Source organism: Bradyrhizobium sp. 604_D8_N2_3 (genome assembly GCF_051810765.1).
GTDB lineage: Bacteria > Pseudomonadota > Alphaproteobacteria > Rhizobiales > Xanthobacteraceae > Bradyrhizobium > Bradyrhizobium barranii.
In genome coordinates this window covers 6,663,461-6,675,782 of record NZ_JBPWPM010000001.1, presented here as the reverse complement: position 1 = coordinate 6,675,782, position 12,322 = coordinate 6,663,461, and the positions used below count along the sequence as shown (strand labels likewise).

Here is a 12,322-nt window from a genome sequence, read left to right as displayed (position 1 = left end):
TCAGGTTGGAATGTCGCCGGCGATCTGCTGGATCTTGATGACGACGAACTCGGCGGGCTTCAGCGGCGCGAAGCCGACGATGATGTTGACGATGCCGAGATTGATGTCGGCCTGCGTCGTGCTCTCGCGGTCGCATTTGACGAAATAGGCCTCGCGCGGCGAGCGGCCCTGGAACGCGCCCTGCCGGAACAGGCCCTGCAAGAAGGCGCCGATGTTGAGCCTGATCTGCGCCCAGAGCGGTTCGTCATTGGGCTCGAACACCACCCATTGCGTGCCGCGGTAGAGGCTCTCCTCCAGGAACAGCGCCATGCGCCGTACCGGAACGTATTTCCATTCCGAGCCGCGGTCGTTCTGGCCGTGCAGCGTGCGCGCGCCCCAGACCACGTTGCCGTAGACCGGCAGCGTGCGCAGGCAGTTGACGCCGATCGGATTGAGTTGGCCGTTCTCGGCGTCGCTCAAGCTCAACGCGAAGCCGACGCCGCCGTTGACGCTGGCATCGGTGCCGGCCGGCGCCTTCCAGACCCCGCGCGTGGCGTCGGTTCGGGCGTAGACGCCGGCGACGAAGCCGCAAGGTGGAAAGTCGCGCACGACGCCGGATTGCAGTGGATCGGCCTGCATCACCCACGGGTAGTACAGCGCGGAGAAATTGCCGTCCGAGCCGGTCAGGCCGGCCTCGCCGTTGGCGCCGCTCATGTTGGCGACGGTCTCGTTCTGGAGGCTGTCGATGATCAGGAACGCACGGCGGACGTGGCAGCGTTGCTGTAGCTTGGCGAGTGCGCCCTGGGTTGTTGAATTGACGTTGGTGAGGCCGGGCACGCAGACCAGGTTGAAGATGTCGATACGATCGACGATCCCGCCGGTCGCGAACAGCGGATCGATCGCGCTGACGAACGGACCGTCATTGGCGGAGAGGACCGTGCCATCGGCTCCGCCCGCAAGTGGTTTCGTGGCCGGGGTCGGGACCGTCGTTGACGCCGTGGTCAGCTTGTCCATGAAGGCGGAGCGGCCGTTGACGACGCTCGGCGCGTAGCGCGGATCCGCCTTGTTCATCGACAGGTCCTGGAACGTCTCCACGATGTCAGTGCTCGGCGACGGGCCGATGACGTCGAGCCGGAAGCGGGTGCTGTCGTCCGCGCGTAGCGTCAGTCGGACGCTGTAGGAGTTGGCCCACAGACCCGGCGAACTCGCCTCGATACCGAGATCGTTGATCGCGCAGGTCGCGGTCTTCGCGTCGTTGGCGGGCGTTCCCGAATTGAACAGCGCGATCCGCACGACGTAGGCGTCGCTGCCGCCGTTGTCGAAGAATTGGCGCACGGCGTAGCCGAGATTGGCGCGGCGGTCGAGCCCGCCATAGGCGCGCTCATAGTCGGCAAAGCTCGAGATGCGCACGGCACGGTCAACGGGGCCGCGCGGCGCCCAGCCGATGAACAGCGCGATCGACGTCGCCACGCCCGAGATCGAGCGCACGCCGCTGGAGATTTCCTCGATATAGACGCCGGGTTGCAGAAGGGCTGAGGGCATGTCGGCTCCTGTGATTTGGCGGTCCGTCTTCCTTGGTCAGACCGCGGCGATGGTCTTGCCCAGCCGGCGCGCGCGCCGCTGGCGCGGCCTGCGCCTCGGGCCGGGCGGATCCCGAATGGCTTCCGACAGGGATTGCGTCGTGATCTCGGTGATGGCCGTGCGGTGCGGCCGCAGCTCGTAGAGCGCGCCGCTTTCGCCGCTTGCGACGATGGTGACGACCTTCATCCGCGGCCGACTGTGCAGAAGGCTTGCGAGGCTGTCGCGCTCGTCCGGTGCCTTCTGCGCCACCACGAGAACGTCGGCCCGGGTGCGGCGTGCCTCCGCCGCCAGATTGGCGTCGTCACTCGTCCCGACTATGGACAACGCCGGATCTTTCGCGACGACATGCTCGAGAAGATCGGTCATCAGCCTCGGAAATCCCGCAATGAGGATGCGTCTCTGTCGCAATGGCCACCTTTGCGGTGAGCCTTGCACAAGGCGCGACGGCGCGACTGAGCCAAAAGGTCTAGCGAGGATGGAGCTGATGGTCCGGACCATGCCCGCGGTGGTGAGACCGCGATGACGCAAACGGGCGCGCGCTTCACCGCGACATGGCGGCTTCGCGCGCGATGCCGGCCCGTGCCGGCTCGGAGGATCTAGGCCGAAAGGTCTAGCGGGTCTGGATCCGCGACGATGCAGGCGCGGGCGCGCCGTTCGCGTGCAGATGCTTGCTGATCTCGCCGCGCCGGCGAATCTGCAATTTGCTGAGCACGTTGTGCATGTGGTTCTTCACCGTCGAATTGCGGATCCGCAAGGCTCGTGCGATCTCTTTGTTCGACAGCCCTTCGCCGACGAAGCGAATGATCTCGTGCTCGCGTGGTGTCAGCGTGTCGACGCCGGCGGCCGGCGCTCGCGTGACGGTCCGCGCGGAGAGCAGCGCGAGCCGGCCGAACAGGGCGGCGGCGACTTTGGGTGAGCACACGAGCTCGTCGCGCATAGCGTTACGGACGGCGGCGACGACGTCGCTGATCGAACCCTCGCGCAGCACGAAGCCGGACACGCCGGCCTCTGCGCAGGCCAGGATGTCCTGCTCGGCCTCGGCGACCGCAATGGCGACGACCTTCAACGCCGGCGTCAGCGCGCGGCAGGCTGCCGATTGCTGCAAGCCCTGCGGCGTCGCTATGTCGACCAGCAGCACCTGCGCGCCGCTGTCGACGACTTGCTCAGGCAGGGTCGCAAGATCGCCGTGCCCGGCGATGCGTAAGCATTCTTGCCGGGCCAGGCAGGAACTGAGGCCTTCGCAGAGCAGGCGCACATCGCTGAGGATGAAGAGGCTGATGGGTATGAGGCTGCCGCCGTCCGGCTCGGCGGGCGGCGGTGATGCATGCGAAGCGGTGAGGTGGGAATGCGGCGGGGCGTGGCGCCCTGCCGAAAATGACGCATTGGACGACATGCCTGCCTCCCGATTGCCAACTCACAACCGTGTTTGCCGCCGCGCCCAGTTGAAGGCCACCAAGATCAAAAAGTTGTATATTAAATATCTTTCCCCTTGAAATTGAGTATCGCGCGTTTTGGCGTCGCTGACAAGCACCGACACGGCATCCCGGCATGTCGGGGGCGTTTCGACGCATGTGAAGCGGACGATTGACAGGCAGCAATTTAATTTATCAGCGCTACGCGTGCGTAGAGATCTGGACTTCAGGCCACGATCTTGGCGCCGGCGTCGCCGAGACGCTGGCGTTCCTTTGCGAGATAGTCGCCGATCGCATCGCCCGACATCGGCTTTGCGAAGTAGTAGCCCTGGATGAAGTCGCATCCCAGGCGGCGCAGGCTGTCGAGCTGGGCGCGGGTTTCGACGCCCTCGGCGACGCAGGCGATCTCCATGTCGTCGCACAGGCCGGCGAGAGACTTGATGATCTTGTGACTCACCGGATTTTCGTTGATGTCGGCGACGAAGCTGCGGTCGATCTTGATCTTGTCGAGCGGCAGCCGATGCACGTGGCTCAGCGAGGAATAGCCGGTGCCGAAATCGTCCAGTGAAATGCCGCAGCCCATTGCCTTCAGCGTCGCGATCGACTGCTGCGCGCGCACGAAGTCGAAGGTGACGGCGGTCTCGGTGATCTCGAAGTCGATCCGGTGCGGCGGCAACCCGCTTCTCTCGATGATCGAGATCAGCGGCAGAATGCCCTCGGCTGCGCAGACATCGTGAGCGGAGAGGTTGAACGACAGGCGGATGTGGTCGGGCCAGGTCCTTGCCGTCGCGAGCGCGCGGACCAGCAGCGCCTGCGTCAGCGGCCGGATCAGGCCGATGCGCTCTGCGGCCGGAATGAAGTCGGCCGGCGAGACTAGGCCGAGGCGGGAGCTGCGCCAGCGCGCCAGGACTTCGAAGCCGGCGGTGTGCTCGCTCATCGCGTCCACGATCGGCTGGAACACCAGGTCCATCTCGGTGCTGAAATCGGCGGTGCGGAGCAAGTTCTCGATGACGCCGCGGCTGCGGATCTCGGCCTCGAGCTCGCTCGAGAAGATCACGGTGCGGCCGCGCAGATGGCGCTTGGCGTGATAGAGCGAGTAGTCGGCGCATTCATAGAGAGCTTCGGCGCTGGTCGCCGAGCTTGGGAACAGCGCGAAGCCGATCGAGCAGGACAGCCCGGTATGGGCGGTGTCGAGCTGGTAGGGCAGCTTGACCTGTTCGCCGATGCGCTGGCCGAGCCGCATCAAATCGTCATCTTCAGGATCGCCGCACACCACGAGGCCGAACTCGTCGCCGCCGAGCCGGGCAAATTCCACTCGCTGCGGGCCGAAGCCTTCGCAAACTTCGCGGATGCGGCGCCCGGCTTCGATCAGGACGCGATCGCCGACCGAGTGGCCGTAATTGTCGTTGATCGGCTTGAAGCCGTCGAGATCGATGATCCCCACCGCGACGCGAACGCGCCTGCGCTCGGCGTCGGTAAAGGCGCTCGACAGCTCGGCGAAGAAGCGGCGGCGGTTCGGCAGCTCGGTGAGGGAATCGAGATTGGCGAGGCGGAAGTTCTCGTCCGAGAGCGCTTGCGTCGCCGCCTGCTGCGCCAGCAGCGATTTGCGGCTCGAGACGAGATCGGCGAAGTCGCGATAGTAGATGAACAGCACCGTCACCATCGCGCCGGAGACGAGAAGGTTGTTGACCGCGATCGCCTTCAGCGTCGGTTCGCCGGTGGCCCAGAAGAACAGCACATAGGGAACGTCGACGACGAGCGTCACGATCAGCGCCGCGGAACGCAGATGCATCAGCGAAAAGATGCAGCCGATCACGGTCACCGCCATGTAGAAGGCGACCTGGCTCTTGGCGAAGGCATCGCCGTAAGGGTACAGCGCAAAGGACCATGCGGTGAAGCCGGCGCCGATCGGCAATGTCATCCAGTTGGTGGCGCGCAGATTGCGCAGGATATCGGCATCGCTGCGCACGAGGTGCCGCTGGCGTAGCCACCAGAAGGTCCGAAGCGCGGCGAGCACGGTGAGCACGCTCGGCACGATCATCGTCAGCCAGTCCGGCGCCACGTTGACATAGGTATAGGCAACCGCGATCGTGTTGCTCATCAGGATGAAATAGAGCAGCGGGATCTGCTTCGAGAAGGCGTCGAACTGCGCGCGCGTCAGGTCCGGGTTGTCGGCCGGCACGCGAAACAGCCGCATCGCAGCGGCGAGCTGAGACTTCAAATTGACGACAGGCATTGCAATACGCGCCCCGGATCCCTTCAAAACGGCGGCGATCTTGCACGACGGGGGTAAAGGTCGCGTTAGGTGGGGCTGCACGAAAAGCCAGCGCAGGTTGCGCGCGGCCACGGGATTTTCCAGCCGCGTGCATTGGTGAGACCGTGTTAAGGATATCCGGCGGCCGAGGCGCGTGTCTCAGGCACACCTTGCCCGCAGCCACCCGCAGCTACGATCCGCTAACCATGCGAGACCTTGGCTTTCACATCGGCGACGGCGCATGGCCGCGCGGTCAGCCGACGCACGTGCTTCACCTCTCCCCGCGGAAGGAGAGGTGAAGAGAGGACAAATGGCCGTTATTTCTTCTCCAACGCCGCCGTCTGCTTGGTGAGTTGCTTGTCGAAATCCTCCGACAGGCTGGTTGCGTAGGTTGCGAGCTCGTCCGGCTTGACGAACGGGTTCGGTGCGCCGTCCTTCATCTCCGCACGCTTGGCCTGCATGCCATAGACTTCCGGATGCGGTCCGAGCAGCACGTCGATCTTCATCGCCTTGGCCTTGGCGAAGGTCGCGCGGTAATCATCAACGATGCCGGCATAGGTCGGCTGGCCGACCAGCCGGTTCAGCGCCACCGTGCCGCTGCAGAAGAACAGCACCTCGCGGTCCTGGCCACCGTCCTTGACGGTCATCTCCCAGCTCGTACAGCCCGGCGAGTGGCCGGGCGTTGCATGCGCCGTCAGCGTGGTGTCGCCGAGCGTGACCTTGTCGCCTTCCTTCACCGCGCGGTCGACCTTCACCGCCGGAAAGGCGAGGTCCTCGTTCTTCTCGTCGCCTGGATAGTAGCCGCCTTCGAGCAGCGGTTTGTCGCGCTCACCGGCAACGAGCTGCGCGCCGGTCTCCTTCTTGATCTCGGCGAAGCCGCCGGTGTGGTCGAGATGCGCATGCGTGTTGAGGATGATCTTGATGTCCGCGACCTTGAGGCCGAGCTTCGCGATGTGCTCCTCGATCATGCCGGTCGACTGGGGCATCGCCGTGTCCATCAGGATCAGGCCCTGCGATGTCTTGATGACATAAACGGCAATGCCGTCGGTTCCGACATAATAGATGTTGCCGATCAGCTGGAACGGATCGAATGGCGCCGTCCATTTCTGCATGACCGCTGTCAGGAAATCCTTGATGGTCTGCGCCTGTGCGCCGGTTGCGAGGAACGCCAGCGCACATAGCGTGGCCGCGAGCTTCTTCATAGGTTGCCTCCCGAAGTGTTCTTGTTCATTTTGACCGTGCGCGCCTTTTGCTTGGCACGGCGCGGTGCGCAAGCAACGTCGCGCGAGCTGCGGCAGCAACGGCCTCGTATCCGGAAATATTCATGGGCATGCACGGAATAACGGTCGCCGTTCGGTTTGAGCATGGCGGCTATCGCTGGAATGCGGCCGCTTGCTGTTTGACCGCGCGCAGGCGGCCCGCCATACTTTGCGTCAAGGCGAGCCAGAAAGACTTGTCGGCACCGGGAGCTGAAATGACCAATTCATTCTCCGTCCTCGCAGGGACGCTGATTTCCCTCGTCTGCTTCACTTCAATTGCACTGTCGCAGCCGGCCTGCGTCACCCAGAACATGGCCGTGCCGCCCGGGGCCAACACCACCGATAAGGCGGCACGGTTCTTCATCGACACGACGGGCCTCGACTTCAAGACGGCGCCGCCGACGCGCGATCCCTCGAACCCCAACTATCCGCGCGCGACCGAGCTACCCGACGGAACGCTGCCGCCGTCCGGCGCCGAGGGCAATTTCATCATCGGGCCCACCCACAATCCCGCGCCGGAGACGATTGCGAAGGAAGGCGTGCCACGCGGCACGACAAAATCCTTCACGCTGACGTCGAAGGACAGCACGATCTACAATCCCGGCCTGATCCGCGACGACGTCGCCGGCTGCACCAATTCCTCGATCATGACGACCGTCACCGCGCCGGATGACAAGTCGCACATGATCGTCACCACCAGCCATCCTGGAATCTGGTCGCGCACGATCGACGTCTACGTGCCGGCGCAATATGTGCGCGGCACCGAGGCGCCGTTCATCGTGGTCGGCGACGGCGGCTCCAACGCCTACAAGGACCTCGCCACGACGCTCGATAATCTGATCGCGCAGCGCCGCGTGCCACCGATGATCGCGATCCAGATCGGCAACGGCGGCCAGGACGCGCAGGGCAGCCAGCGCGGCCGCGAATACGATGCGGTGTCAGGCGACTATGCGCAATTCGTCGAGCGCGAGGTGCTGCCGCTGGTCGAGAAGAACGCCGACGTCAAGTTGACCAAAAACCCCGACGGGCGCGCGACCATGGGCCTGAGCTCGAGCGGTGTGGCGGCCTTCACCATGGCGTGGTTCTATCCCGATCTCTATCGCCGCGTGCTGGCGTTCTCGCCGACGATGGTCAACCAGCAATGGCCGCACGATCCGTCGCTGCGTGGCGGCGCCTGGGAATATCACAGCGCATGGACGGGGCCGGCCGGTCCCAACCTCATATCAAAGGCCGGCGTGCTCACGCCGGCCGAGCCGCCCGGCGTGCCGCTGATCGTCGCCGCGCCGGCGAAGCCGATCCGCTTCTGGTTCTTCGGCGGCGACCAGGACCTGTTCTATCCGAACCCCACCATTCCCGACGGCATGCACGACTGGACCCTGTCGAACGCGCTGATGGCGAAGGTGCTGGCGGAGAAGGGCTACCACTACCAGTTCCTGTTCGTGCGCAACGCCAAACATGTCGACCGGCCGACGATCGCGCAAACGCTGCCGTCGGCGCTGGAGTGGGTCTGGAAGGGCTATCCGATCCCCTGAACGCGAAGTCGCGCGAAATCTAGCGGCCAATCCCTATCGTCACGCCGGCGGTCGAGCGCATGGCGTCCCGGAGGGTCGTCGCGTTCATGTCGTCAAGGATCTGACGTGTCAGCACGGTGGTCTGGCCGGGCGTGTTGAGGATCGTCTCGCCGCGCGAGGTCGAGAGCCGGTCGGCCTTGTAGGGCGCGGCCCGATCGGTGGCGGGCGCATGGTGCGGGCGTTTACCGGACGCCGCAAAGGCCCCTTGCGAGATGCAGAGGGCGGCGATCACGATCAGGCGCAATGATCTTGCGGGCATGCGGCCTCCCATGTCCAAGCCGTCAGCCTAGCATATGGCGGGCATGGTCGCAGAGGACAAGGGTCAGGCGAGAGCGGCCCGGCGCTCCCGTACCGGTTCGCGGGGCCGGTCGGGGTTACGCGGCTCGGCGAGCCGGGTAAAGCTGCGCTGACCCGCCGACGCGGGCGCCTCGACGACGACGCCCTCGCAGACGATCTGCCCGTCCAGCATCCTGAATTCGAGCTTGTCGTAGCGTGGCATGGTCTCGCCGGGCGCGGGCGGCAGCAGCTCGACGCGGCCCTGGATGTTCAGCGTGGCGTCGCCGGCGCCGTGAAGCCGCGGATTCCACATCCTGATCCCGGTCTCCGTCCAGCGCTGCCGGATCAACGTGGCGCGGTCGACGGGTTCCACGACCTTTGCGCGCGTCTTCGGAGCGCTGGGGATCACCGGAGCGGGAGACTCGAGGACCGGCTCCGGCGCGACATGCGTGACGGCGCTCGCTGTGTCGGCGGAGGGACCCTCCGTTGCGATCGGGGCGGGATCGTTGGCCGGGACCGGCTCGATCTCCATTGCGACGACAGAGATGGCAACGCTGTCGATGCTGTTCCCGGAGACCTCCCCCGCCGAGACGTCGCTGTCCGCAAGCGCGACACACGTGTCCTCCACGACAGTCGGCTCCACATCAGCGACGTCGGAGGAGGTATCGTCGTTGACGGCGAGAACGGGGGCATCAACCGGAGCGGTCTCGATGTCGATAGACGAGACCGGCGTCTCCTCTGCGACGACGAGCTCCACCTCGGCCGAGAGGTCGGGAGATGGATCGCTGCCGATGACGGGCTCGGAAACGTTGGCCTGCCGGCTCTCGGCCTCGACAGGCGACAGCCGCGCCTCTTCAACGATGACGGGTTCAACGATCTCCGGAAGTTCCACAGGTGGGTCGCTGATGACGAGCTCGGGTGCACCGACCGGCTCACTCTCGATCTCGACAACCGGGACCGGTGTCTCTTCTACGACAACGGGTGCGACGCTGGTCTCAAGCTCCGCGGGCGGATCGCTGCTGACGAGCACAACGGCCTCGCTCTCCACCTCGACTGATGAGACCGAAACCTCTTCGACGACGATCGACTCGACCTCTGTCGGCGCTTCCAAGGATGAATCATCGGCGACGCTGATATCAGTTGACGCTGCGGACGGGCTCTCCGGGATGACAGAGATAGCGGCGCCATCTTCGGCGACCGGAGCCGCAACGGTGATCTCGGTGTCACTGGGCTGCGGGTTGGTGCTGATGCCGTCGGGAGCCGGAACGGCTTCTGCGATGTTGGCGACGATTGCGGGCGAATCGCTTGCCGCGATCGGCGCGACATCGATGCTGCCGCCGTGAGGCAAGGGCCTAAGCCGGGTGAACGCCCATTTCACCGCGGGAATGCGGCGCAGCAACGATATCAGTCTCGAAAGCACAGGGAGTTGTCCAAGAGGTACTCGGCGTGAAGCAATCGCTGATTCGCCAGCAATGCAAAAAACTGCCCCGGCCGTCACATCGATGTCAATGTAGGTGGGACCAATTGCAGAACATCCGTGCGTCCACCGCGCGGGAAAGGGCAACGCGACTGCCGTGTCGGATGCGACAATGCACCACCGCCGGGTTGCGAGCGGTCGCGCCTAGGATGGGCGGGACAGCAACGCAAAGCACGCGCATGTCCGATCCTCCCGACGACAGGATCGTTCCGATCCGCTCGTTGCAAGGCGCCCGGCTCGACGAGCGCTTTGACGCAACGCTTGCGGACCTCGAGGCGCGCCGCGATGAGCTCGTGCAAATCATCTCGCGTCTCACCGACGGCTTGAGCGTGATCGATCAGGCCGCCGCTGGCGGATCAGCCCAGTCGGCGCGCGATCTGCTCGATCTGCTGGCCACGGTCAAAGCCCAGCTGAACGAGGTGACGGCCATCATCGAAAAGCTGCGGTCGTCCTGAAGCTCCGGCGACAAGCTTTGGGTTGCCTGGCAAGAGCAGTGGATGAAGGAGCCGGACCCGCAGGGCTACCGCAACGTCATGCGGTACTGCCCCGGCCGTTGATCCTGCGCCGAACGTCGGACTTCCCTGCGCCATCCTTCCCGCCTAAGTTCAAACGTCTGGGGAGTGAGGACAACGCAATGAGAAAGCTTGCCGCCATCGCAGCGGTTCTGTTCTGGTCGACATGCGCATTCGCGCAGGATCGCACCATCACCGTGGCCTCGACGACGTCGACGGAACAGTCGGGCCTGTTTGGTTACCTGCTGCCGTTGTTCTCGAAGGCGGAGGGCATCGAGGTGAAGGTCGTTGCCGTCGGCACCGGCCAGGCGCTCGATATCGGGCGGCGCGGCGACGCCGACGTGGTGTTCGTGCATGACAGGCCGGCCGAGGACAAGTTCATGTCCGAGGGGCAGGGCGTGAAGCGCTTCGATGTCATGTACAATGACTTCATCATCGTTGGTCCGAAGAGCGATCCCGCAAAGATCGCCGGCGGCAAGGACGTCACGGATGCGCTGCGCAAGATCGCGGCGGCAAAGGCAACCTTCATTTCGCGCGGCGACAAGTCCGGCACGCATGCGGCCGAGCTGAGATTGTGGAAGGAGGCGGGCGTCGATATCGGCGGCGGCAAGGACAGCTGGTATCGCGAGATCGGCCAGGGCATGGGTCCGGCGCTGAACATGGCCTCGTCGTCGAACGCCTATCTCCTGTCGGACCGTGGCACCTGGCTGTCGTTCAAGAACCGGGGCGAGCTTGCCGTCCTGACCGAGGGCGACAAGCGGCTGTTCAACCAGTATGGCGTCATGCTGGTGAATCCGGCGACGCATGCGAACGTGAAGGCGAAGGACGGACAGGCCTTCATCGACTGGCTGGTCTCGCCGAAGGGGCAGGATGCGATCGCCGGCTACAAGGTCGGCGGCGAGCAGCTATTTTTCCCCAACGCGTCCCACTAGCAGGAAGGCGACGGTCGACACCGCCACGCTGAGCGCGAGCAGGATCAGCCCGAGCCCGAGTGCCAGCGGCAGGTCGCCCTTGCTGGTCTCCAGTGCGATCGCCGTCGTCATCGTGCGCGTGAAGCCGCGGATGTTGCCACCGACGATGATGATGGCGCCGACCTCGGCGATCGCGCGTCCGAAAGCCGCGAGAAAGGCCGTCAGCAGCGACGTTCGGCCGAGCGCGAACAGCAAGCCGATGCTGCGCAGTATCGATAGTCCGTCGATCCGCGCGAGGTCGCCATACTCGGCCCAGAGCAGGCTTGCCGGCCGGTGCACCAGCGCGACCACGATCGGGGTCGCGAGCAGGGTCTGCGCGATCACCATGGCGGTCGGCGTGAACAACAGTCCGGCTGCTCCGAGCGGGCCGGACCGCGACAGCAGAAGATAGAGCGCAAGCCCGACCACGACCGGCGGAAGGCCGAGCAACGCATTGGTCAATACGATGACGACCTGTCGCCCGCGGAATCGGGTGATCGCGAGCAGGGCCCCGAAGGGCGCGCCGATCAGCAGCGCGACGATGCCGGCGGTGAGGCTGACACGAACCGACAGCGCGACGATGCCGAGCAGCTCGGCGTCGGCCTCGCCGATCAGCGTGAGCGCGGCGCCGATGGATCGCGCGAAATCGTTCATCCGGCCGGACGCTGTTGCGCCGGCAGGAGATCAAGCACCAGATCCGAAGGGCGGCAAAGCCTGACGCCGTTCGGGGTCACCACGATCGGCCTGTTGATCAGGATCGGATGTACCATCATCGCTTCGAGCCGCTGGTCATCCGCCAGTGCCGGGTTGTCGAGCCCGAGCTCCGTATCGGGCGCCGCCTTTTCGCGGACCGCCTCGCGCACCGAAATCCCCATGCGCGCGAGCTGCTGCAACAAGGTACGCGAAGGTGGCGTCTTCAAATATTCGACCGCGTGCGGCTCGATGCCGGCACTCCTGATTGTGGCAAGCGCGCTGCGCGACGTGCCGCAATCGGGATTGTGGTAGATGATCACGTCCATTCGAAAGCCCCCGGGCCTGGACCTTCGCGCGT

The 12,322-nt window shown here is 65.0% G+C and carries 12 protein-coding genes; 3 read left to right on the top strand and 9 right to left on the bottom strand.

Annotation, left to right across the window (positions count from 1 at the left end; translation table 11 throughout):
* The 5 genes from AB7245_RS32065 to blaBJP all read right to left on the bottom strand — a co-directional run bounded on the left by AB7245_RS32065 (position 1) and on the right by blaBJP (position 6,428).
* The gene (locus tag AB7245_RS32065; protein WP_063981961.1) at positions 1-1,521 is read right to left on the bottom strand and encodes a phage tail sheath family protein; all 1,521 of its coding nucleotides are present in this window, start codon (positions 1,519-1,521) and stop codon (positions 1-3) included.
* Positions 1,522-1,557: 36 nt separating this feature from the next.
* On the bottom strand, positions 1,558-1,926 hold the full coding sequence (locus AB7245_RS32060) for a hypothetical protein (protein WP_063981962.1): 369 nt from the start codon (positions 1,924-1,926) through the stop codon (positions 1,558-1,560).
* Positions 1,927-2,170: 244 nt separating this feature from the next.
* Positions 2,171-2,953, bottom strand: a complete 783-nt coding sequence (locus tag AB7245_RS32055; protein WP_063981963.1) for a LuxR C-terminal-related transcriptional regulator — start codon at positions 2,951-2,953, stop codon at positions 2,171-2,173.
* Positions 2,954-3,198: 245 nt separating this feature from the next.
* On the bottom strand, positions 3,199-5,208 hold the full coding sequence (locus AB7245_RS32050; protein WP_063981964.1) for a putative bifunctional diguanylate cyclase/phosphodiesterase: 2,010 nt from the start codon (positions 5,206-5,208) through the stop codon (positions 3,199-3,201).
* A gap of 335 nt (positions 5,209-5,543) precedes the next feature.
* The gene (blaBJP, locus tag AB7245_RS32045) at positions 5,544-6,428 is read right to left on the bottom strand and encodes a BJP family subclass B3 metallo-beta-lactamase (RefSeq protein ID WP_063981965.1); all 885 of its coding nucleotides are present in this window, start codon (positions 6,426-6,428) and stop codon (positions 5,544-5,546) included.
* Positions 6,429-6,700: 272 nt separating this feature from the next.
* On the opposite strand from blaBJP, the gene AB7245_RS32040 reads away from it, so the two are divergent.
* The gene (locus AB7245_RS32040; protein ID WP_063981966.1) at positions 6,701-8,017 is read left to right on the top strand and encodes an alpha/beta hydrolase; all 1,317 of its coding nucleotides are present in this window, start codon (positions 6,701-6,703) and stop codon (positions 8,015-8,017) included.
* Between the two features lie 19 nt (positions 8,018-8,036).
* Here AB7245_RS32040 and AB7245_RS32035 read toward each other — a convergent pair whose 3' ends face one another.
* Positions 8,037-8,315, bottom strand: coding sequence for a Plug domain-containing protein (locus AB7245_RS32035; RefSeq protein WP_187387984.1), 279 nt, complete (start codon positions 8,313-8,315; stop codon positions 8,037-8,039).
* Between the two features lie 63 nt (positions 8,316-8,378).
* A complete protein-coding gene (locus tag AB7245_RS32030) occupies positions 8,379-9,731 on the bottom strand; it encodes a hypothetical protein (protein ID WP_063981968.1) in 1,353 nt (450 codons plus the stop codon).
* Positions 9,732-9,988: 257 nt separating this feature from the next.
* Between AB7245_RS32030 and AB7245_RS32025 the strand changes: the two genes are divergently transcribed.
* Positions 9,989-10,264 (top strand): hypothetical protein, encoded by a 276-nt coding sequence (locus AB7245_RS32025; RefSeq protein ID WP_063981969.1) that lies wholly within the window; start codon positions 9,989-9,991, stop codon positions 10,262-10,264.
* A gap of 179 nt (positions 10,265-10,443) precedes the next feature.
* A complete protein-coding gene (locus tag AB7245_RS32020; RefSeq protein ID WP_063981970.1) occupies positions 10,444-11,253 on the top strand; it encodes an extracellular solute-binding protein in 810 nt (269 codons plus the stop codon).
* Here AB7245_RS32020 and AB7245_RS32015 read toward each other — a convergent pair.
* Together AB7245_RS32015 and arsC are read right to left on the bottom strand one after the other, a co-directional pair.
* Positions 11,227-11,925, bottom strand: coding sequence for an ABC transporter permease (locus tag AB7245_RS32015; RefSeq protein WP_063981971.1), 699 nt, complete (start codon positions 11,923-11,925; stop codon positions 11,227-11,229). The genes AB7245_RS32020 and AB7245_RS32015 overlap by 27 nt on opposite strands.
* Entirely contained in the window at positions 11,922-12,290 is a 369-nt protein-coding gene (arsC, locus tag AB7245_RS32010) for an arsenate reductase (glutaredoxin) (protein WP_063981972.1), read from the bottom strand. The genes AB7245_RS32015 and arsC overlap by 4 nt, the downstream gene beginning before the upstream one ends.
* Positions 12,291-12,322: the final 32 nt, after the last annotated feature.